The following is a 21,916-nucleotide window of genomic DNA, read 5'->3' as shown; positions in this document are numbered from 1 at the left end:
TAAAAAACAATCATGACTCAAAAAAAAGAAACCGTTTGGTATAAAGTATTGGATAACAAGGACCGACTTCCAGAAGGAAGGGTACAAACTGTGACCGCTGGTCACCAAGGTGTTTGTCTGACTCATTATAATGGTAAATTTTCTGCTTTAGATAATAAATGTCCGCATCAAGGAGGTCCTCTAGGAGAAGGCTCTATAGAGAATGGTTTGTTACGATGTCCTTGGCACGGTTGGGATTTTGACCCTTGTACAGGATTACCTCCAGGAGGTTATGATGATGGGGTTACCACTTTTGAAGTAAAAGAAGACGGAGATGCTATTTTTGTTGGTATTCCAGAAGAACCTAAACATAAGGATACTATTTCTGATGTTATGATGCAAACCATGGTTAACTGGGATGTCGATACTGTTTTTGGAATGGTAGGACACTCCAATCTTGGTGTAGCCGATGCAATGATGCGATTAGAGGAACAAGGAAAATTGCAATATTTCGGGATTCGCCATGAAGGAGCAGCCGCCTTTGCTGCTTCGGCTTATGGAAAATTAATGGGAAAACCCGCAGTGTGTTTTGGTATTGCAGGGCCTGGTTCTACCAATATGTTCACAGGTATGTGGGATGCTAAAGTAGACAGAGCACCACTACTAGCATTTTCTGGGCAAGTAAATACCCAAGTGATGGGAACTGGAGCGTTTCAGGAAGTAGATTTAGTTAAAGCATTCCAAACCGTTGCAGATTTTAATCACGCAGTACAGCAAAACTCAAAACATAGTGAATTAATGAGTTTAGCTATCAAAAGTGCATTACTAAACAGGAATGTATCACATATTACATTTCCGGATGAAGTAGCTTTTATGCCAAAAACAATAGGTGAACAAGCGCAAACTCCTGAAGGTAGAATAACACCAATGAATATTTCTCCTCCAAAACAAATGGTTACAAAAGCAGTTTCGATGATTTCAGAATCAAAAAGACCAGCCATTATCGTAGGACACGGAGCAAGATTTCATATGGAAGCCATTACTGCTTTTGCCGATAAATTAAAATGCCCTGTCATTACTACTTTCAAAGGAAAAGGTCTTATTGCTGATAATCACGAATTGGGATGTGGTGTATTAGGTCGTAGTGGAACTCCTATTGCATCTTGGTTTATGAACGAAAGTGATTTATTGATCGTATTTGGAGCTTCATTCTCTAATCATACCGGAATCACTCCTAAGAAACCAATTATTCAGGTAGATTATGATCCAACAGCATTGAGTAAATTTCATAAGGTAGATGCAGCGCTTTGGGGAGAAATCTCAGAAACATTATCGCTAATAAAGGAACAAACAGAAAACAACATCAATACTATTGATAGAAGATCAGAAATTGCAGAACGATGGGATATTTGGAAAGAAGAAAAAGCAAATCGATTAAAGGATCAAAGCGATAAAGGAATCAGTTCTATTGCAGTATTCGAGGCGATGAATACAGTCACTCCAGAAAATGCTGTAATCGCAGTAGATGTTGGAAACAACACCTACTCATTCGGGCGTTATTTCGAGCCTAAAAACCAATCTATTTTAATGTCAGGATACTTAGGATCCATTGGTTTTTCATTACCTGCAGCGATGGGAGCTTGGGCAGCGCAAGGAAAAGAAAGACCAATCTGGTCCGTATCTGGCGATGGTGGTTTTGGTCAATATTTAGGTGAAATGATGACCTTGGTTAAATACAATATGAATATCAAACACGTATTGCTAAATAACTCAGAATTAGGAAAGATTTCTAAAGAACAAAAAGCTGCAGAAGTAGATGTCTGGCAAACATCCCTTCACAATGTGAGTTTTGCAAAATACGCTGAAAACTGTGGTGCTTTGGGAATTAAAGTTACTAAAAAAGAAGATTTATTACCTGCATTAGAAAAACTAAGAGATCATAATGGTCCTGCTTTACTAGAAATAATTACAGACGTAAACCTTATATAATTAAAATTTAACAAATGATTCAAAATTTAAAAGATGGAATCGCTGCTCAAGAATATGATGTAGTGTCATTTTTCGATAAAAAGCCTAAAAAAGGAAAAAACAGTATTAGTTCTTTTTATAATGAAGCAACCTATTATTTTTCAACGGAAGATAACAAGAAAAGGTTTGAAGAATCCCCACAATCTTTTGCTCCGCAATATGGCGGCTTCTGTGCCATTGCCATGTCTGAAGACAAACAGGTAAACCCAAACCCTAAAAGTTGGGAAATAAGAGATGGTAAGCTCTATTTTTTTACACGTTTATTTTTTGGGATTATAGATGCCAAAAGACAATGGATAAAAGATCCAGAAGCCAAAAGAACCCTTGCCGATGCGGCCTATGAAAAAATGAATTCGTAATCAGCTTATCTATGAAAAAAATAACAGAAATATTGAACACCTATAAGTATTTAATTGCACTTATCAGTGTGTTTAATTTCCTGTTAACTCCTATTCACGCTACAATATCCGAAATGTATCCTGCTCATGCAGTAGTTCTAAATTATACATTGGTAATTCTTGCTAGTTCATTAATCGCTTCGCGTACTAAAACAAGAATCAGAACCCATATATTAGGTGCTGTAGCGTTAGTATTTATTTGGTTAGAATTTTCTAAACCAGGTATACAAATGATAAAAGCATTTCGATTAGCGTCTTCATTTCTATTGTTTTCATATTTCTGTTTTTTATTGCTACAACAATTAAGAAAAATAGAAAAAATAAATCTTCAGTTTATTCTTGGTCCCATATTGGGATTTATTTATTTGGGAATCATCGGTGGAATCCTTTTTGAAACCATTCATTTTATAGATCCTAGATCATTTCATCTAAGAGGAGATTATTCAGGATATGTCTTTTATTACTTTAGCTTTATTAGTATCACTACAGTAGGTTATGGTGATGTTACTCCTCTTACCCCACAAGCTCAATCCATTACATTAGTCATGAATATTATTGGTCAGTTTTATCTAGCTATTGTTATTGCTGTCTTTGTTGGAAAATACATTAATGTAAAATCAAAATAACTATGTTACAGTCCTTCAGTATTATTTTTGCAATTGCCGCTTTTTTTAGTTTTGTAAACTACAAGTGGTTAAAAATGCCTGCAACGATTGCACTCATGCTAATGAGTTTGGTTACGGTTGTAATCATTACGCTGAGTAAAGATATAGTACCAGATTTCTATCAGTTTTTCTGCGATATTGTTGCCAGTTCAGATTTTAGAAGCTTACTATTAGATGGAATTTTAAGTTTTCTTTTGTTTGCCGGAGCACTACACGTGAACATTGATGAGCTAAAAAAAGAAAAATGGCCTATTATATTGTTTACCACAATAGGGGTTTTGATTTCTACAGGCATTGTTGGTGGACTTACTTTTGGGGCAGCACAATTGCTGGGTATCGAATTACCGTTTTTAGATGCGTTGCTTTTTGGAGCTTTAATCTCTCCTACAGATCCAATTGCCGTAATGGCCATTCTAAAAAAAGCAAATATAGCTAAGAGTCTGGGGATAAAAATTGAAGGCGAATCCTTGTTTAATGATGGTATCGGAGTTGTTGTATTTTCCGGAATACTAATTCTTTCAGGAATGGGAGAACATCACGGAGAAGGTTCTGTTGGTTTAGAAATCGGTAAATTATTTCTAGAAGAAGCTGTTGGCGGAATTCTATATGGTGCTATTTTAGGCTTTCTAGGATATCAAAGCATAAAATCTGTAAAAGAAAACCCACAATTATCAGTAATGATCAGTCTTGCTATTGTCATGGGTGGATATGCATTGGCATCACTAATACACGTATCAGGACCACTAGCTATGGTTGTTGCAGGAATGTTAATTGGTAATAAATTAAATGTGGCGTCCAATCAAGGTCCAACAAGAAAACTGATCAATGATATATGGGAAGTACTCGATGATGTTTTTAATGGCATTCTGTTTGTTCTGATCGGTTTAGCCATACATCTATTAAAATTTGACACCGGATATTTAACACTTGGTATTATTGCTATTTTTATTGTGCTTTTCTCAAGATTTATTTCAGTTCTTGTACCATATTCCTTACTTAAACATTCAGAAATGAGTCCTATAAAAACAGTTACCATCTTAACCTGGGGAGGTTTACGTGGTGGTATCTCACTGGCATTAGCACTAAGCTTAGCAGACAATCCTTCTTCTGAGGTCATATTATATATCACCTATGTAGTTGTATTTTTTTCTATTATTGCGCAAGGATTGAGTATCGGTAAATTGGTTAAAAAACTATATTCATAATAGTACGCCACATATGGAAGAAGGAGCAGACAAAAAGAACACCAAGCAATTAGAGAAGCTACATAACAAACATCTTATGGAAGCGTTACAAGTAGATAAAGATGAGCTAAAAGCTCTAAAGAAAAAACTTTCTAAAATAGAACCTAGACCAGAAAAAGGAGTAGAAACTTTATTCAGATTACTTTCTAAAAATCAATATACACTAAACTCTATGATCGATAGGAAATCAAATATCTTGATTTCTATTAATGCATTGATTCTTTCCATTGTATTGGGGACCGTTTTGGATCAATTAGATAGAGACCCTCATCTTATTTATCCCGCAATGCTCATATTGTTTACCAATCTGGCTTCTATTACATATGCAGTAATAGCAACTAGACCAGAGTTAAAACATGGTGAAAGAGAGTCTAATAACCTTATGTTTTACGGTAATTTCCATGATATGGAAGAAGAAACCTACGTGAAAGAGTTAACAGACTTGATGAATCAAGGGGATGAATTATATAGAACCATCGCCAAAGACACGTTTCACCTAGGCAAAACAATTGATCGAAAATTTAAACTACTACGTAAATCATTTAATGTTTTCCTTATTGGTATTATACTCTCTGTAGTTGCATTTATACTATGCCATTTGCTTTTTGGAGGATATTTTAATTAAAACAAGCTTATTCATACCTCTCCAAAGCTCTTTTTAGCTTTCCATGAATTCTGGTACGTAATCGTTCTGGCGCTAACACCTCTATTGTATCACCAAAGCCAAGAATTACTCGTTCTAACTCAAAATTAATTTGAACCTTAATCGTAAAAGTCGTACCAAGTTCATCTTTTGATATTGTTTCTTGAGATGTATGAAATGGTTTGGTGATTACATAAGGGGCATTTCTATTGTCTATCTTAAACTTTACAAGCTCTGGCACTACATTTTCTGAAACCGTCACTCCTATTACATCCTTATAATATATATCACCATCAATATGTTGATCTATATAAACAATATCTTCTTCAGAATTATGGATACTAACAATCCTATCCAATGCAAAAGTAGTCAAGAGCTTTCTTTTATTGCCCAACGCTAATAAAAACCATCGATTATTAAATTCCTTTAGTAATTGTGGATGAATAAGAATTTCACTCTCACTTCTAGCTTTAAAGGATTTATACGCCATTTTTAGAACCTGCTTGTTCTGTATTGCATGATACAATCTATCGATATGTTCTAACCCTTTAAGCTGATCATTCTTTTCGAGATGAATAATAGGTATGTTGTCTTTTTCATTTGCATATACAGAATCTTCTAACCGTTCGATAACTCCATTCATCTCCTTAAACAACGAAAAGTCTTTAAACTGGCGTAGTATCTGGATAGACTCGTTCATAATTTTAATATCATGATCTGTCACCGGGATATTCATAATACTATAATCTTCCTCTGCATATCGGTAAAATTTGCGTTGATACACTTCTATAGGAGCATTATATCCTAATTTATCACTACGCATCATCTGTATATCTAATTGTACCGTACGCTTACTTACATACACATCTTTTCCTTCATATTCATATAATGCATCAGAACATGCCTCGATAAGATCATCCAACACCCAACGCCTAAAGGTATTGCGCAAGCATTGATCAATCGTTTTATACCGTATTAAAGCATTTTTATTAGAAGCCATGTAAAAATATTTTAGAAAAAATAATAAATATTTTTTACTACGCAAAAAGAATGCGTACTACTCACAGACATTTGTACTATAAATAACAAAACAATAAGAAACTTTAGAAGTAAAATCCTGCAATAATGCAGGGTATATTCGAAAAAAAGAGTTTCAATTAATTAACAACAAAAAAATAAAACAATGAAGTTTAATCAATTTTCTAAAAAGGAGCAGGAGATCAGAAATTATCTGTTAGCCGATGCATTAGCAGGCTTCGACGGATTAGGGTTACACACTTCGGTTGTTAATGCTACTCCAGTAAAAATGCCAAATGCAAACGGTACAACAGTACTGGAAAAAGAGTTGAATTTAACTAGTATACACATTCGTGAGGTGCTAGTAACAGACAGCTTTACTTCGCATATAGTTTAGATGTTGTAAGCTCTCGATAAGCGGATTTGTCTTTATCGACAAATCAAAAAAGGTATCAAAATCTTAAAGTGTTCACATAGTACTCACGATAAGCTAATGGCTAATCGACAAACTAATAGACACACAAGGTAGATTATATCAGACACTTATTGTTAGATAACAACATTCATATATCGAACGTATCTAGGTATACATTTCTATGACGCTTATTAAAAAAAGGTTACAAAACTCGTTTTGTCTATCGATCTACATCAGTCTGAGCTAAACAATCAGTCTAATCGTAGCCGAAAAGATGTCTAAGTATTTAGACAAACTCCATCGAAGACAAAACCCATCCAAACTGCAGTTTGCCGCTACCCGAAAAGGGGAAAGTAAGGTATCGCAACTGCACTAGGATCACTTTCCCACCTTATTGATCATTTCCCATAGGTATTAGGTATGTGGGCACATACCAACTGGGGTTGCAACCTATGGGCGTACCCCAACAATTGGAATATCAAACAACTAACAACATGAAAACTTTAAGATTTTTACTATTAGCCGTATTATTAGGTCTAAACTTCGTTTCTTGCGACCCTCCTTCTATCAATGAAGAAGTTGGAGTTGAGCAAGTAGAGAAAACTTCTTTTACTGAAGATGAGGATGATGAAACTGTTAAGAATTAAAACTTTCTATAATCTAAAGGATATTCAATCAAATGAATATCCTTTTTCTATTTAGATTCCATAACTTTATAGCATTATCTTATTGTGTTATCAATATTTCATTAATAATAGTTTTATAATTTTATGAGAAAAAAAGTAGTATATCTTTTATTTATTATTTTTATTTCGTTTTACAATTGTTCTAAAGAAATTAACAATAATCAAGAAATTCCTACGAAATCTAATAAAATTGAAAAATATCTTAAAATAGCTTCAGACAAAAACTTATCAATAAATGAAAGGAAAAACAATTTAAAAAAAGCTTATTCAATATACAGAACCTTAGAAAACAATACTTACAAGAGAAATAAAATTCGAAAAATTTCTGCTATTCATTATGAATTAAAAAATTATGAAGTTTCCAAAAATATGGATAAGGAAATGCTACAATTATCAATTTTATCAAATGATTCAATAGGTATTGCTAAATCATATTTAAACTTAGGAATTCATTATAGAAAAAAACAAGTACTGGATAGCGCTTACTATTTTTTCTATAACTCAAACAAAATTTATGCTACGTTTGGGAATCAAAAAAAAATAAATAAAGTTGATTATATACACGATCATGGAACTGTATTAATAGATCTAGCCAAATTATCCAGAAAAGTAAAAGATTATAATGAAAGTGAAGCACTCACGGTTAAAGCTATTGAAAAATTTGAATTATCAGGAAATGCATCATATATCCCAATATCTTATATCAACTTAGGAATAATTGCCAAACAATTAGGTCGTTTTGATGATGCAATAAAATATCATTTAGAAACCATTAAGCACTCTAAAGGCACTTCTAAAGACACTTTATATAAAGTTATATCATATAACAACATGGGTACAACTTATAAATCTCAACAAAAATATGATCGTGCAATAGAATACTACAAAAAGGCACTCTCATATAAATATTTCTTAAGCACTAGACCTAAACGATTCGCTCGACTATTAGACAATTTAGGCTATGCAAAATTTCTATATAACAAAAAAAATGACAGTGTTTTATACTTATTAAAAAGAGCATATAGCATACGAGATAGTATAGATGATATAGTTGGTATTTCTACTAGTAACCTGCATTTAGCAGAGTATTATCAATCCATTGGTAACAATAAGCTTGCGAAACAATATGCTACAAAAACGAAAGACATTTCACCTTTAGTAAACGAAAATGTAGAACTTCTTCAAGCCTATGATTTATTAGCACAAGTTTCTCCTCCAGAAGAAGGAAGAAAATATGCGATGGAGTATATCAAACTAAGCAACAGCCTAACCAAAAGAGATAATTTATTTAGAGATAAATTCGCCAGAATTCGGTTCGAAAGCGAAAATCTAGAAAAAGAAAACCAGCAGAAAAAAGAAGAAATTGTAGAAATCCAAAATCAAAACACCATCTATCTCCTTGGGATCTTACTACTTGCTACATTTATTGGGTTTATCATCTATTTCTCGCGACAGCGAACCAAATATTTAGCGCAACAAAACAAAATTGTAGAGTTCCAGGCAGCTTATGAAACCGAAACCCGTATTTCTAAACGGTTACACGATGAAATTGGTAATGATATATTTCAGGTAATGATGCAATATCAAAACGATCCACACGATCCGCAGATTACCAAAAAACTCAATACCGCCTATACCAAAGCCAGAGATATCTCTAGAGAAAATAGTGAGTTCGAGGTAGATGAAACCTACTTAGAGGAGTTAACGGATATGTTGACCAACTATACCAAAAACAATATTAGATTGGTACAAAGAGGTATCGACAAAATCGTTTGGAATACTATGGATAAAAACCTAAAAATTACTATCTATAGAGTATTACAGGAACTGATGACCAATATGCAAAAACATAGTCAAGCAGATTTAGTTGCTATTGTCTTTAAAAATGAAAAAAACAACCTAATCATTAAGTACTCTGATAATGGTGTGGGTATCCAAAAATCAGCTATAAAATCAAAAAATGGACTCCGTAATACGGAAAAGCGTATTCTAGCTATCAACGGAACTATTATCTTTGACTCAGAAAAAAATAAAGGCTTTAAAGCTGAGATTAAAATCCCGTGTTAAAAAGGATCGAATATGTTTACAAAAGTATTGGTAGCAGAAGATTATGAAATTGCCAATCAAGGTATCGTAAAAGTACTAAATGACGAAGTAGGTATTCTAGATATTAAGGAAGCTAAATACTGTGATGATGCATATATCAAATTTAGAAAAGCTCATCAAAGTGAAGACCCGTTTGAATTACTGATAACAGATCTTTCTTTTAAAGAAGATCATAAAGTGCAGACCAGAACTTCTGGTATAGAACTCATACAAGACATTCGGAAAATAGACCCTACCATTAATGTAATCGTATACTCTCAGGAAAGCAGACCTGATAAGATAAATATGTTATTCCAAAAACTTGATATAAATGGCTATGTATGCAAAGGCCAACATGCAATTAAAGATTTAGTAAACTGCATACAAGGTGTGTATAAAGGTGATATCGTGCTTCCATCAGAAGTAACGGATGCTAACACCGATAATATCATCAATTTAGATGATTTTGATATTATGTTACTAGAAGAACTTGCACTCGGTTTCACTAAAAAAGAAATTGTACAGAAATTAAAAAAACAAAAAATCTCTCCTAATAGCGAAAGTACTATTGACAAAAGAGTGAGTAAACTCTTTGATGACTTTAAAGCAAAAAACACCACACATCTAGTTGCAATTGTAAAAGATTTGGGGTTATTGTAAAAAAAGCAATCTACTACGAGCTATATTCTTAGCTATTTGTTTCTAATCTCTTTTTCTACAAATATTTTCTTTAAAAAAATCCTTCTTAGTAGGATTACGTGTAGATCTTTTGATCAAATCGCGATGTACATTTTTCATCTGCTTTTTGCAATTATATTTAGTTAGATAACAATTACTAAAAAAACTGTTTTTTCTAAAAAAATTCCCTTTGATTACGGAAATCTGTAAGGACTTCCGCGCTAGTAAATCTATGTTTGTACCATCAAAAAAAAGTAAGATTTTATTTAAGTATTCCAATCAAAAAACAAACGGTATAAACAAAAAAGTAATGGGAAAAATGGATGCAAATCAGGCAATAATATCCGGAATCATTAAGGGAGATCAACGGACATTAAAAGTTTTCTATCGTGACAATGTAAGATATATCCAAGGGTATATCCTTAGAAATGATGGTAATATGCAGGATGTAGAAGATGTTTTTCAGGATGCGTTAGTGGTATTGTATCAAAAACTAAAATCTGGAACTTTAGAAATAAACGTTCCATTAACAACATATTTTTATGGGATTTGCAAAAACACTTGGAGAACTCGATTGCGCAATAAACATAAAGTAGTTCATGATGAGACAAAATTTATGAGTGCAGAACATGTAACTGAATCCGTAATCAAGGATATCGAAAACCAAGAACGTGAACATTTATACCGAAAACATTTCCAGAAATTAAGTAGTGATAACAAAAATTTAATGCTGTTATATTTTGAAGGGAAATCTGCGAAGGAAATTTCAAAAATCACTGGGTATACGGAGGGATATACTCGAAAAAAGAAATTTGATGTCAAAAAACAATTATTAACGATGATCGAAAAAGATCCATTATATCGTGAACTTAGAATTACCGCATAGCTAATTACAAAAGTTATTTACTTTAAAAAGATATAGCTAAGAAAATTTAAGAATAGCTAAAAAAAAGAAAACCAGGCCGGGATCCTGGTTTTCTGCATTAAAAAAGTAATCACTGACGACTGACTTGTCGCTTATGAAAAAACGAGAATTAACTCATATTCTTCTTTATAGCCATTTTTTATACTATAAACAGCCAACTCCAGAAAAACCCTACATTTTAATATTTAAAATTATTATTTAATGTTACACAACCGGATATTGAGCATAAAAATATCTTTGAACCTAATAAAAAATCACCTATCATTACATCACTAAAACTAAACAACATGAAAAAAATAATCCCGCTACTACTTCTTGTTATTTGTCTATTCGCCTGTAAAGACGAGCAAAAAGAAAAAACTTTGGATACTGAGAATAAAATAGAATCCACTGATGATAATCAAGAAAAAGAAGCAGAAAAGAAAAATAATAATTATCAAACCTCTTCGGTAGTAAAACCAGCTAATATTGATCTGGACAAAGAGGTAGAGAATTTTATCATATGCAAAAAAGCAGCTACAGAACGAAATGATTGCAGAAATAGTATCTCCAAAACGATTACCAAAGTCTTTGAAGTAACAGAATTTAAGGACCAAAAATCGGGATATGTGATATATGACAGTATTCGTCCTATTGCAGAGCGATCTAAGAGTTGGTTGCAATTAGGAACTGTAACTCAGCAAACCATAGATCAAGCATTAGAGCATACCAATAGAGGTGGTTTAGCACTAATCATTGACACTGCAGAAACATATGGCCATGTAGTTGTGATTGTTCCAGGAGAAAGCAAAAAATCTGGATCTTGGGGTATGAAACTACCCAATGTGTTATCACTAAGCAATTACAAACCCGAAAAATCATTTAGTGACAAATCACTTTCGTATGCGATGAAAAAAAGTGATGATTTAAAGGTTTTTGTTAGGCAGTAAAAAATATCTAGTTTAATAGTATCTAAATCCTCAATTGGTTATATTTCTTTTGAGGATTTTTTTTGATTATTAATTACACTACGCAAAACTATTGCGCAATACAATCTAATCTTTGCTTCATTAATTAGAAATACAATGAAAAATAAAATTAACATTACCGGAAAGACATTGATTGATTTAGGATTTAGATCTGGTAAATGGTTCCCAGAAGCTATTGAACATATCAACACCCATCAATTAGCTGATGAAGCAATGCATACCTATTTAGAACAATATAAAATGCCTCCTATCCAGGAGTTACATAAAACTGCTATAGACTTTAAAATTAATATTAAAGCAGAGAACGAGTTAGAGCAAGATAATGTTACCAAAGTAACTGACTCCATGAAGGAATTGATGAAAACTCCAACAATTATAAACGGTGCCGTGATGCCGGATGCATGTCCATCTGGCCCAAAAGGAACTATTCCTGTAGGCGGCGTAGTAGTCGCTAAAAATGCAATTCATCCAGGAATGCATAGCGCAGATATTTGCTGTTCTGTGATGTTAACTGATTTTGGTAAAATGGATCCTAAAAAAGTATTAGATGCTGCACATGCCAGTACTCATTTTGGACCTGGCGGAAGGCCTAGAGGACATCAATATCAGCTGACCGATGAATTGTTAGCAGAATTTAAATCTAACTTCTTTCTTAGAGAAGATAAAGATATTAGTATGGCTAGGGAACATCTAGGAACGCAAGGAGATGGAAATCATTTTCTGTTTGTAGGAACTTCTACCAAAACTGGAAATACCATGATGATCACACATCACGGATCCAGAGGTGTCGGAGCCAGATTGTATAAAAAAGGAATGCATATCGCCGATAAGTTCAGAAAAGATTTATCTCCAGATACACTAAAGCAAAATGCTTGGATTCCTTTTGATACCGAAGAAGGTCAAAACTACTGGTCGGCATTACAAACGATCAGAAAATGGACAAAATTAAATCATGAAGTGATTCATGATGCAACTTTGAAAACGTTAGATCTAGAAGCAGAAGATAGATATTGGAACGAACATAACTTTGTCTTTAAAGAAGGTGACTTATTTTATCATGCAAAAGGAGCAACACCATTAGATAAAAAGTTTATGCCAGATATCACAGGACCAAGATTGATTCCATTAAATATGGCTGAACCTGTATTAATTGTCGAAGGAGCAACTACAGAAAATAATTTGGGATTTGCACCACACGGAGCAGGTAGAAATATGAGTAGAACGCAGCATAAGAGAAATAAAGAAGGACAAACTAATGAAGAAATCTTTGCCATCGAAACAGAAGGTTTAGATGTGCGTTTTTTCTCTAAAGAAATTGATATTTCTGAATTACCTAGTGCTTATAAAAATGCCGCAACTGTAAGAAATCAGATGGAGGAATTTGGGTTGGGTACTGTAATAGACGAAGTGATGCCATACGGATCTATTATGGCGGGAGATTTTAGTATCAATGCTCCTTGGAGAGTAAAGAGAAGAAATAGAAATAAGTAATTATATCTCAACCTGAGCCTTTCGAAAAGCTCAGTGTGATAAACAAGAATTGTAAAATGCAAATTAAAAAAGGAACCCTGTATTAAGTTTTTAACTTAAAATTTAATACAGATGAAATCTTATGACAACAAGAAATTTTATAATTACAAAACAAGTCATAAAAGGAAAAAGAGAACGCAAAACGCTCAGAAATGGTGGAAGTTAGGTAGCGAGTATACAAGAGAAAAGAGACGAGAATATCGCACTAAAAGCAAAGTTGTTTTACGCAAAAAATTAAATAATGAATTAGTAGAATTTCCTTTGTATAAAAAAACCATGTGGTGGGATGCCTAAAAGAATTTAAAAACTGAAATGAATTTATTTTCAATTTTACAAAACAGCAAACAGTTCCTTTCAGATTCCTGGAGGGAACGCTATGCTGATTTTTTACAAGAAGAACATCTACAGGTTTTCTCCAAAAATCTAGAACACTATCATCAGTTTGGAGTTCCAGATAAACATCCACTCCCCCATTTTGATGAAGAAATAACATCTTCACTATCCGAAGCCTTCAAAAATTTTGAAACTTTACTTGGCAATCAAAATACGGAAGCAAGAAATTGGGCGAAAATTATAGAAACCACTCCTTTCGAAAACCTTTTGATCTTGATTGGACAACGATGGACTTCAGCCTCTTTAAAAAATGAGAAAGCAATTCCTCCTCTAAAAGAAACCTTATTAGCTAGTTGTTTTACTCCTTTTAATCATCAAATCTGTATAGCTACCAGAGCTTGGGAAAAACATATCGGAAGATCTACTGATAATTTTTGGGGAGAGATAAAAGGTAATCCTGCTCAAAAAGAAGAAAAAGTGCAACAACGTATTCTAGAAATTATAGAAAATAAAACCTGGTGGAATATCTTTTATCATTATCAGCACGAATATGTATACGAAATTAGAGTACCTAGCGGACATGGAATCCGATGGAGTGCGGATGGAACAAAATTAATAGGTTTTTTAGAACCTTTTCTATAGGTTCATATATTGTAGTAACTTCTTTCTTTACCTTTGTAATAACCATTAACCAACATAATACGTATATGATTCACACTATAGAAAACGACCACCTAATTGTTAGTATTGATAGTATTGGAGCAGAATTAACAAGTATCAAAACCAAAAAAGATAATAAAGAATTTTTATGGCAAGGTGATCCTACTATATGGGCAAGTCAGGCTCCTGTGCTGTTTCCTATTATTGGCGGACTAAAAAATGGAACATATACTTATAAAAAGAAAAGTTATTCTTTACCAAAACACGGATTTATTCGTTATAACAAAAACATAGTTGGAACGAAAACACCCCCTTCTAAAGCTTCGTTTTCTTTACCTTTTTCTTCAGAAACATTGAATAGCTATCCATTCAAATTCAAATTCACTATTAGTTTTGAACTTATCAAAAATCAAATTATTGTTTCCCATAGTATAGAGAATAAAGATTCTAAAACTATGTTTTTTTCGGTAGGAGGACATCCAGCTTTTAATTGTCCTATTAATTCATCAGAAACATATGAAGATTTCTATATCCACCTTGATAATATTAATAATTCTGAAAGTAATATACTGAGTGATGAAGGTCTTATATCTAAAGATACTATTTCTGTTATTAAAGATCATAAAATTCAGCTTACCGAAAATCTATTTGATAAGGATGCTCTAATTTTCAAAAAGATACACGCCAAAAAAGCAACACTTACTCATAAGACTAAGGGGCCTGTTTTATCGATGGATTTTAACGATTTTCCGGATCTTGGTATTTGGGCAAAACCCAAAGCTTCCTATGTTTGCATAGAACCCTGGTTAGGATATGCTGATATAGAAGAAACAACACAAAACATCGAAGAAAAAGAAGGAATTCAAAAACTTGACGAGGGAAAAATACATACTAGTAACTATACAATCACCATAATTGATTGTAGATGATTTAAAAGTAAATATTAGATCTCTTAAGTTTTAAACCAATCAACTCTAAAATTATTTTAAAACCTTCTAGTATTCATATAAAATACTTTGGTCAGAATTTGTAATATTCAGCAAAACTTGATTCCCTTCAACTTGTAGATTTGAAATATCGAAATCCAATTCTTGTGTAATAAACGCTTGACAAGCTTCTTCATTCCTTAATGATAATCTTAAATTTCTTTGGGGCGGATTGGATTCAAATACATTCTCAGAATCAATTAATTTTAATTCCCAAGTATTTCCATCACAACCTGACGCTCCAAAATTGATTTTTAAACAATTATCAGCTATTGTTACACTATTAATGGTTACTTGATCTGAAGGCGCATCCGCATATTCTGAAGCATCTACCAAAGTTGTAAAATCACAATTAGTTGGGTTTGCAACATCATCATCGTTCGAACAGCTCAAAATTGTAATTCCGATTAAAAGAAGGACAAGTATATTTTTCATGATTAAAGTTATATGTTATTTCATAGATGAAACTCTTACCTGATGGTTGCGGTGAATTATACAAAATTTTTATAAAAGCTATTGCTATTTTACAATCCAAACTTAAATACAACTAAAGATCTAACGATTGCGCTGTTGTATTCTTCTATAAGGAAGATCTTCTTTAGATTGAGTAGCATTTGTCTTTTCATTTTTCATATAACTTTTATGAATCCATCTTTTCTTATCCACATCTTCCGTAGTAAAAACGATATTTCCGTTGCTATTTTGAACCGTTCTGAAATTCGTTGTTTTATTGATACTTTTAACTACTTCTTCATTTTCGTCTTTAACGGCATTCTTAAATGTTTGTACATCTGCTATTGAGCAAGACGATTTATGATCAACATCCTTTTCTTCACTGATCGCTTCAACTATAACTGATTCTAATATTTTATCCCACAAATTCTTAAAAAGATGTTGATTATTATAGATCTCTACTCCATAAATTTCTCCATTGATAGCATATGCATATCCAATGACATTGTTTGTTTTTATTAGATCCTTAAACTTATTGTAGTATTCTTTTTTTGCACTATCCAATTCGTCACTCTCTAGCGCTAATTGCAAGCTCGTATTGGATGCGTTATTGGCTACATTTACCGTTTTTCCATTTTTTCTGGAAAGATTATCATTTAAACGATCCTTCTGTTCCGCTACTTTTCCCCAAACCTTACTCTGATTTTTTTCGTGTCTTGCAGCAAGTTTTAATTCTCTAGATGATAACATTTTGGTATTAGACGCAAAAGAAGAAAGAGTTTCATTACCACGTTGTCTCCATCTACCTTGTTCTACACAAAAACTTTGTAATTCTACATTCTTCGCTTTTGGCGGAATAATAACATCATAACTTATTGTTCTATCCTGTTTTCCTCCTTTTACAATATCTCCAGAATGAATAAATATATAATCATCGCTATTATTATCCAATAGCAATTGATTTACATTTCCTGTTTCTTTTACCGTCACTTCTCTTGTATTCATTGCTTCGGATAAGGTTTTATAAATATCACCAGATATTTTTTCTTCACCTGTAATCATAAATAGCGTAAGGTTCTGAACATGTATTCCTTCCTTAATTTTAATTTCTTCTGTAATCTGTTCATTACCTGGGGTATTAGTAATCTTTTGGTTCTCTGAAACTTCGCCCTTTTTGAAACCAAAAAATAGAATACAAATACTAAAAACGGATAAAATAATTGAGTATACCTTCATGATTGTTTTTTTTCAAAAGTATCTAGTTAGATGACGATTCTCAATACGTATCGAGTGAGATGACCTTTTCATTTAGGGAATTACTTTTACGATTTAGGTAACTCATAAAAGAAATACATTAAAAAAATAATCCACATTCTTTTGTAAGTTTTATTTCTTTATCTTGACTGAGTATGACAATTAATACCTTAAAGCACCCTTTTGATCTGTAATAAAAAAAATATTGCAATTCTAGTTTTTGCACTTTCGCAAGAAGAGGAAATTAAAAGAAAACCTTTTCTAAAGAACAGTTCATTACAATCAGATCTTACTTCGCGAACGATTACTTTAGTCGAAAAAACAGGATTAGATTATTTTATCTACAATGAACAGCTACAATTAGGAACCAATTTTGGAGAACGGTTTGCCAACGCAATTCATGAAATCTACCAAAAAGGCTATGATGCTGTAATTTCTATAGGAAACGACACTCCTAATCTGAGCAAAGTACATCTATCAAAAGCAGTTGAAACTATACAAGAAGAGCAATCAGTAATTGGTCCTTCATTTGATGGTGGTTTTTATCTCATAGGGCTTCATAAAGAAACATTTAACAGAAAAGAGTTTGCTGAATTTTCTTGGAACACCTCTAATGTAAGGAAGGAACTTTATACATATCTAGGGTCTTATAATAAGTCTTTTTGTCAATTAGATTTTTTACATGATCTGGATCATTTTTCAGATATCATAAACATATATAAAACACTTCCGTTTCTGTTAAAAAAATTACGAAGTGTATTACAAAGAATATTTCAAAAAGGAAAGAAAACAACTTCTTCCGGACAAATACTTCTATTACATATTTCATTAAAAACATATTATAATAAAGGGTCTCCGCACCTTATCTACTAATATGTAAAAAGATGTTTTTTAGACATCGCATACTTCTATTTAATTAAAAAAACACTAATCAATCTATGGTTGATATCGTGTATTGATGCGTTTAAATAATTTTTAACGTTTCGATAAACGTCTTACTATATGGTTAATGATACGCTCAATTATATTATAATACATGAAACTCTTTCTTAAAGTCATTTTTATTTTTATTACCCCCTATTTAGTTATTTCTCAAGAAACCACCGGAACACTTCAGGGAACACTTACAGATACTGAAAATAACCCAATACCATTTGCAACTATTCAATGTATTGATGTTTCAACCAATTACAAATACGGAACTATTTCAGAAGAAAATGGTTTTTATAATATCACAAATCTATCTCCATCTAACACTTATAAGTTACAAATTTCATATGTTGGTTTTCAGACCATGATAGAAGAGGATGTTACGATTCAATTGGGAAATACCACTATTAAAAACTTTGTCATGTCGGAGGATAGCGTATCCTTAGAAACTGTTGTTGTAACAGGTTCTTCTAAAAGTCAAAAAAACGGTAATGAAACCTTACTAGGAAAACGAGAACTTAGAACAACTCCAACAATAAGCAGAAGTATTCAGGATCTCACTAAAAATCTAACAGAAAACAACCTTAATTCTTTTGGTGGAGCCAGTAATCGTTTTAATAATCTTAATATCGATGGTATTGCTAATAACGATGTCATTGGCTTTCAGGAACCGGCCAGTGGTGCTGCTGGATCTTCTGCCAATGGAACACCAGGAAGTCTCTCCAGAACCCAACCAATAGGATTAGGTGCAGTAAAAGAACTTTCCGTAAAACTAGCTCCGTTTGATGTAAGTATCGGAAATTTTAGCGGTGCTAGCATTAATTTAGTAACTAAAAATGGGACCAATACCACAAAAGCAGAAGTATATGGATACGGAAACAATCAGCTTTTATTAGGAAACTATGCGGATGGTATTAAGCAAGAAAGTGCTAACTTTTATGATGTTCAGTTTGGAGGTGGAATCGGGGGACCGATTATAAAAGATAAATTATTTTATTATGTAAATGTAGAACAAGCACTTTCTGACAATCCTGTATTAAATGCTCCTGGTAGTTCTACATCTAATATTTCTTCAGAGGATGTACAATTAATTTCGGATCGTCTAATTTCAGAATACAATTACGATCCAGGTTCTTTTACCAACGCCTCTATTAAAACTGCAAGTACCAAAATATTTGTTCGACTAGATTATAATCTATCAGATCAGCATAAAATTACATTACGAAATAACTATGTAAACAGTTTTGCCGATAATTTAGAATGGAGTTCTTCTATATTTAACTTTGGAAATCAAGGATATCGTCATAACAGCATTGCTAATAGCCTAGCACTAGAGTTAAAATCTAATCTTACTAATGGAATTACAAACCAACTTACATTAGGATACAATACGGTCAAAGAAGATAGAGATTTTGATGGGCGTGTATTTCCACATATCCAGATAGCTTCTAATTCTAGTAATCGAATATTTGCCGGAACCTATAGAGAAGCTTCTGTATATAGCACTGATTTCTCTACACTGCAATTAGCAGATAAAATATCATATACTTCACAAAAACATACAATTACCGCAGGCGGATTAGCACAGTTTCATGATGTAGATTATGGGTTTTTATCTGCTTGGAACGGGCGTTGGGAATACCGATCAGTACAAGATTTTTTAGATGACAGCCCTAGTCGTGTACGTGGTGTATACAATATTAATAATAATGATTTTGATTTTGTAACTAGTCGACCATCTGCAACGGTTTCTGTTATAGAAACAGCGCTTTATTTACAAGATCAATTCAGAATTTCTAATCAATTTTCCCTTACTGCTGGTATACGACTCGACACTCAATTCTTACCAAGTGACTTACCGATCAGTCAAGAAGTATTGAACACACCAGAGTTCAGTCAGTTTGATAACAAAATTTCCAATGCACCGCAATTCAATCCTCGATTAGGATTCAATTATTCATTAGGTACTAATAATAAGTACAAATTACGTGGAGGTACTGGATTATTTTCCGGTAGAATCCCATATTTATGGTTTGCTTATGTAGAATATATATCTGGAACAGAATATTTTAACATCGACTTACGTCCCACAGATGCAACCCCACTTACCGAAAATCTGGCAGATTTGCGCAGTGCACAACCTAATCTTACAGAAATCAATTTAATTGATAATGATTTTACATTACCAAGAGAATGGAAAACTAATGTAGCTTTTGAAGCAAAATTACCTCGTCAATGGAATGTAAATCTGGAAGGAACCTATACTGAAGTATTAAATGGATTATTTTTTCAATCCATCAATCGCAGAAATGAACTTGGGAATTTTACTGGTGCAGATAATCGTCCCTATTTTTTACAGACAGGTCAAGACATAAAAATTAATCCAAATTTCACAAATGTATTTCTATTAACCAATACAGATAAAGGATACCGCTATAATATAACAGCAAATGTTTCTAAAAGAATAGGGAATTATAGAGGAACTGTAGGATATACATATGGAAAAAGCAAAGATATCTCGAGTACTGTTAGAAGTTCTCCTGCAGCCAATTTCGAATGGAATCAGGCTGTTTTCGGTAATGAACCTACTATTTCATTTTCTAATTTTGATCTAAGACACAAGGTGGTATCCACTCATTCTTATGATGTTGATTTTGGGAAATCTAACACAGCCGCTATTTCTTTTTTATATAATGGTCGTTCCGGAAGTCCCTATTCCTTTGTTTACCAAGGAGATCCTAATCGAGATGGTTCTTCTCGAAATGATCTCATATATGTACCTAGAGATCAATCAGAAATACAACTAGTTGATATTGTAGATAACAATGGTATTGTTACAAGTACAGCTAATGAACAATGGCAACAATTAAACAACTATATAGAAAACAATTCATACTTAAGAAGTAGAAGAGGTAATTATGTAGAAAGAAATGGAGCAAAAACTCCTTGGAATCACGAATTAGATATGAAGTTGCAATATGGAAAACAACTAAAAAATGGACATAGTATCACAGTATCTTTAGATATGTTAAATGTATTTAACTTTATCAATCGTGATTGGGGACGTTTAGTATTCGTCCCTAATGTAGTTAACTCTAGTTTTAGTTTACTCAATTTTGTTGGAATAGAAAATGAACAACCGCAATATCAATTTAATGTAGATCCAGATGAGCAACCTTGGAACATAGATTTACAAAATTCTCGATGGAGAGCACAAATTGGGATTAAATATGGTTTCTAGAAATCTCACTTATCTTATTCAGAATCAAAATGAATTGTTATTATAATTTGGAACTTATTCAATATTAAACTCATATTTGCAATATAAATAAGAACTAAAATCAGTTTTAACTATCTATGAATCTATTTTGTACACATAAAAAAGGACGCTGTAAAGCTGTTTTCAAATCGAAAGCATAGATAAAAAACTAGAAAAACATATATTCTAAAGAGCGTCCAAAAAAATTGGACGCTTTTTTTATGTATTATTTTTTAGAAACTATGAACACTCAATAAAATGTTGTTTGAACGATACTCATAAGAACTACAGTTAATTAGCAAATAGATCAATATTCGTTACTAAACGAACAGGAATCCCCTTGTTCAAAAACAATCGCAAACTACTGTTAATCAATAAATTAAATTGAAAAATAATTTGCATACTTAAAAAATAGATTTCATATTTGCACCGCAATACAGCAACAAAAATAATAACTATTAATAACCGAAGTAATATGACATTTAAAAACATATACACATATACACTAAGAGAACAAGGTTCTTTTATGCGTATGCTTCGGGACTTCTATAATTCATAAACTGATCCCATCAGTTTGGTTTAAAGTCCGAAGCCTGAAAAAGTTTCGGACTTTTTACTTTCAATAACTCTTCTTAGGATTAATTAGCACTCAGAATGTCAATGATCAATTGATATATCCAGTTGTCACACTGAGCTTGTCGAAGTGTCCGAAAAACAAAATAAACAAACATTAACCTAAACAATAATCAAATGAAATTTTATAACCAAAACAGTTAGGAT

At 32.6% G+C, this 21,916-nt stretch carries 20 protein-coding genes; 17 read left to right on the top strand and 3 right to left on the bottom strand.

The genetic code is table 11. From position 1 onward, the window contains the following. Positions 1 to 12: 12 nt before the first annotated feature. The 5 genes from BMY33_RS15405 to BMY33_RS15385 are packed head-to-tail and all read left to right on the top strand — an operon-like array spanning position 13 to position 4,939. Entirely contained in the window at positions 13 to 1,968 is a 1,956-nt protein-coding gene (locus tag BMY33_RS15405; RefSeq protein WP_091410187.1) for a thiamine pyrophosphate-dependent enzyme, read from the top strand. Between the two features lie 14 nt (positions 1,969 to 1,982). Beyond that, on the top strand, positions 1,983 to 2,366 hold the full coding sequence (locus tag BMY33_RS15400) for a YHS domain-containing (seleno)protein (protein WP_091410186.1): 384 nt from the start codon (positions 1,983 to 1,985) through the stop codon (positions 2,364 to 2,366). Positions 2,367 to 2,377: 11 nt separating this feature from the next. After that, on the top strand, positions 2,378 to 3,031 hold the full coding sequence (locus tag BMY33_RS15395) for a potassium channel family protein (protein ID WP_091410184.1): 654 nt from the start codon (positions 2,378 to 2,380) through the stop codon (positions 3,029 to 3,031). Between the two features lie 2 nt (positions 3,032 to 3,033). Further along, positions 3,034 to 4,275: a cation:proton antiporter gene (locus BMY33_RS15390; RefSeq protein ID WP_091410183.1), complete on the top strand. Its 1,242-nt coding sequence runs from the start codon at positions 3,034 to 3,036 to the stop codon at positions 4,273 to 4,275. A 13-nt stretch (positions 4,276 to 4,288) separates the two neighbouring features. Further along, positions 4,289 to 4,939 carry a Pycsar system effector family protein gene (locus tag BMY33_RS15385; RefSeq protein WP_091410180.1) on the top strand — a complete coding sequence of 217 codons (651 nt, stop codon included), beginning with the start codon at positions 4,289 to 4,291 and terminating at the stop codon, positions 4,937 to 4,939. Between the two features lie 7 nt (positions 4,940 to 4,946). On the opposite strand, the gene BMY33_RS15380 is transcribed toward BMY33_RS15385, so the two are convergent. Beyond that, positions 4,947 to 5,957 carry a helix-turn-helix transcriptional regulator gene (locus BMY33_RS15380; protein WP_091410178.1) on the bottom strand — a complete coding sequence of 337 codons (1,011 nt, stop codon included), beginning with the start codon at positions 5,955 to 5,957 and terminating at the stop codon, positions 4,947 to 4,949. Positions 5,958 to 6,140: 183 nt separating this feature from the next. Here BMY33_RS15380 and BMY33_RS15375 point away from each other — a divergent pair, with 183 nt between their 5' ends. The 10 genes from BMY33_RS15375 (at position 6,141) to BMY33_RS15335 (ending at position 15,183) form a co-directional block, all read left to right on the top strand. Further along, a complete protein-coding gene (locus tag BMY33_RS15375; protein ID WP_091410176.1) occupies positions 6,141 to 6,371 on the top strand; it encodes a hypothetical protein in 231 nt (76 codons plus the stop codon). A 512-nt stretch (positions 6,372 to 6,883) separates the two neighbouring features. Continuing rightward, the gene (locus tag BMY33_RS23530; RefSeq protein ID WP_170837093.1) at positions 6,884 to 7,036 is read left to right on the top strand and encodes a hypothetical protein; all 153 of its coding nucleotides are present in this window, start codon (positions 6,884 to 6,886) and stop codon (positions 7,034 to 7,036) included. A 123-nt stretch (positions 7,037 to 7,159) separates the two neighbouring features. Next, positions 7,160 to 9,142 carry a tetratricopeptide repeat-containing sensor histidine kinase gene (locus tag BMY33_RS15370; protein ID WP_091410175.1) on the top strand — a complete coding sequence of 661 codons (1,983 nt, stop codon included), beginning with the start codon at positions 7,160 to 7,162 and terminating at the stop codon, positions 9,140 to 9,142. Positions 9,143 to 9,154: 12 nt separating this feature from the next. After that, the gene (locus tag BMY33_RS15365) at positions 9,155 to 9,820 is read left to right on the top strand and encodes a DNA-binding response regulator (RefSeq protein WP_091410173.1); all 666 of its coding nucleotides are present in this window, start codon (positions 9,155 to 9,157) and stop codon (positions 9,818 to 9,820) included. Positions 9,821 to 10,148: 328 nt separating this feature from the next. Continuing rightward, positions 10,149 to 10,724 (top strand): RNA polymerase sigma factor, encoded by a 576-nt coding sequence (locus BMY33_RS15360; RefSeq protein ID WP_170837092.1) that lies wholly within the window; start codon positions 10,149 to 10,151, stop codon positions 10,722 to 10,724. A 326-nt stretch (positions 10,725 to 11,050) separates the two neighbouring features. After that, on the top strand, positions 11,051 to 11,692 hold the full coding sequence (locus BMY33_RS15355; RefSeq protein ID WP_091410169.1) for a hypothetical protein: 642 nt from the start codon (positions 11,051 to 11,053) through the stop codon (positions 11,690 to 11,692). Positions 11,693 to 11,827: 135 nt separating this feature from the next. Beyond that, positions 11,828 to 13,222, top strand: coding sequence for an RtcB family protein (locus tag BMY33_RS15350; RefSeq protein ID WP_170837091.1), 1,395 nt, complete (start codon positions 11,828 to 11,830; stop codon positions 13,220 to 13,222). 111 nt (positions 13,223 to 13,333) lie between these two features. After that, positions 13,334 to 13,555: a hypothetical protein gene (locus BMY33_RS15345; RefSeq protein WP_091410167.1), complete on the top strand. Its 222-nt coding sequence runs from the start codon at positions 13,334 to 13,336 to the stop codon at positions 13,553 to 13,555. Positions 13,556 to 13,573: 18 nt separating this feature from the next. Beyond that, positions 13,574 to 14,236 (top strand): hypothetical protein, encoded by a 663-nt coding sequence (locus BMY33_RS15340; protein ID WP_091410166.1) that lies wholly within the window; start codon positions 13,574 to 13,576, stop codon positions 14,234 to 14,236. Between the two features lie 65 nt (positions 14,237 to 14,301). Continuing rightward, positions 14,302 to 15,183, top strand: coding sequence for an aldose 1-epimerase family protein (locus BMY33_RS15335; RefSeq protein WP_244543035.1), 882 nt, complete (start codon positions 14,302 to 14,304; stop codon positions 15,181 to 15,183). A 66-nt stretch (positions 15,184 to 15,249) separates the two neighbouring features. Here BMY33_RS15335 and BMY33_RS15330 read toward each other — a convergent pair whose 3' ends face one another. Together BMY33_RS15330 and BMY33_RS15325 are read right to left on the bottom strand one after the other, a co-directional pair. Next, positions 15,250 to 15,675, bottom strand: a complete 426-nt coding sequence (locus BMY33_RS15330) for a hypothetical protein (protein ID WP_139195670.1) — start codon at positions 15,673 to 15,675, stop codon at positions 15,250 to 15,252. A gap of 120 nt (positions 15,676 to 15,795) precedes the next feature. Then, positions 15,796 to 16,929: an ARPP-1 family domain-containing protein gene (locus tag BMY33_RS15325; RefSeq protein ID WP_091410163.1), complete on the bottom strand. Its 1,134-nt coding sequence runs from the start codon at positions 16,927 to 16,929 to the stop codon at positions 15,796 to 15,798. Positions 16,930 to 17,130: 201 nt separating this feature from the next. On the opposite strand from BMY33_RS15325, the gene BMY33_RS15320 reads away from it, so the two are divergent. Further along, on the top strand, positions 17,131 to 17,820 hold the full coding sequence (locus tag BMY33_RS15320; protein WP_091410161.1) for a DUF2064 domain-containing protein: 690 nt from the start codon (positions 17,131 to 17,133) through the stop codon (positions 17,818 to 17,820). Between the two features lie 163 nt (positions 17,821 to 17,983). After that, positions 17,984 to 21,118 carry a TonB-dependent receptor gene (locus BMY33_RS15315; RefSeq protein WP_091410160.1) on the top strand — a complete coding sequence of 1,045 codons (3,135 nt, stop codon included), beginning with the start codon at positions 17,984 to 17,986 and terminating at the stop codon, positions 21,116 to 21,118. Positions 21,119 to 21,916 lie beyond the last annotated feature (798 nt).

The sequence above is a fragment of the Aquimarina amphilecti genome (genome assembly GCF_900109375.1).
Taxonomy (GTDB): Bacteria; Bacteroidota; Bacteroidia; order Flavobacteriales; family Flavobacteriaceae; genus Aquimarina; species Aquimarina amphilecti.
The sequence above is the reverse complement of the archived record's forward strand: the minus strand, read 5'-3'. Positions and strand labels throughout refer to the sequence as shown.

What these genes read in the sequence shown, in the direction of transcription:
- BMY33_RS15355 (WP_091410169.1), top strand. Translation starts at nt 11,051, where the DNA reads ATGAAAAAAATAATCCCGCTACTACTTCTTGTTATTTGTCTATTCGCC.
- BMY33_RS15315 (WP_091410160.1), top strand. Translation starts at nt 17,984, where the DNA reads ATGAAACTCTTTCTTAAAGTCATTTTTATTTTTATTACCCCCTATTTA.
- BMY33_RS15385 (WP_091410180.1), top strand. Translation starts at nt 4,289, where the DNA reads ATGGAAGAAGGAGCAGACAAAAAGAACACCAAGCAATTAGAGAAGCTA.
- BMY33_RS15325 (WP_091410163.1), bottom strand. Translation starts at nt 16,929, where the DNA reads ATGAAGGTATACTCAATTATTTTATCCGTTTTTAGTATTTGTATTCTA.
- BMY33_RS15390 (WP_091410183.1), top strand. Translation starts at nt 3,034, where the DNA reads ATGTTACAGTCCTTCAGTATTATTTTTGCAATTGCCGCTTTTTTTAGT.
- BMY33_RS15330 (WP_139195670.1), bottom strand. Translation starts at nt 15,675, where the DNA reads ATGAAAAATATACTTGTCCTTCTTTTAATCGGAATTACAATTTTGAGC.
- BMY33_RS15360 (WP_170837092.1), top strand. Translation starts at nt 10,149, where the DNA reads ATGGGAAAAATGGATGCAAATCAGGCAATAATATCCGGAATCATTAAG.
- BMY33_RS15365 (WP_091410173.1), top strand. Translation starts at nt 9,155, where the DNA reads ATGTTTACAAAAGTATTGGTAGCAGAAGATTATGAAATTGCCAATCAA.
- BMY33_RS15380 (WP_091410178.1), bottom strand. Translation starts at nt 5,957, where the DNA reads ATGGCTTCTAATAAAAATGCTTTAATACGGTATAAAACGATTGATCAA.
- BMY33_RS15375 (WP_091410176.1), top strand. Translation starts at nt 6,141, where the DNA reads ATGAAGTTTAATCAATTTTCTAAAAAGGAGCAGGAGATCAGAAATTAT.
- BMY33_RS15335 (WP_244543035.1), top strand. Translation starts at nt 14,302, where the DNA reads ATGATTCACACTATAGAAAACGACCACCTAATTGTTAGTATTGATAGT.
- BMY33_RS15400 (WP_091410186.1), top strand. Translation starts at nt 1,983, where the DNA reads ATGATTCAAAATTTAAAAGATGGAATCGCTGCTCAAGAATATGATGTA.
- BMY33_RS15405 (WP_091410187.1), top strand. Translation starts at nt 13, where the DNA reads ATGACTCAAAAAAAAGAAACCGTTTGGTATAAAGTATTGGATAACAAG.
- BMY33_RS15350 (WP_170837091.1), top strand. Translation starts at nt 11,828, where the DNA reads ATGAAAAATAAAATTAACATTACCGGAAAGACATTGATTGATTTAGGA.
- BMY33_RS23530 (WP_170837093.1), top strand. Translation starts at nt 6,884, where the DNA reads ATGAAAACTTTAAGATTTTTACTATTAGCCGTATTATTAGGTCTAAAC.
- BMY33_RS15370 (WP_091410175.1), top strand. Translation starts at nt 7,160, where the DNA reads ATGAGAAAAAAAGTAGTATATCTTTTATTTATTATTTTTATTTCGTTT.
- BMY33_RS15395 (WP_091410184.1), top strand. Translation starts at nt 2,378, where the DNA reads ATGAAAAAAATAACAGAAATATTGAACACCTATAAGTATTTAATTGCA.
- BMY33_RS15340 (WP_091410166.1), top strand. Translation starts at nt 13,574, where the DNA reads ATGAATTTATTTTCAATTTTACAAAACAGCAAACAGTTCCTTTCAGAT.
- BMY33_RS15345 (WP_091410167.1), top strand. Translation starts at nt 13,334, where the DNA reads ATGAAATCTTATGACAACAAGAAATTTTATAATTACAAAACAAGTCAT.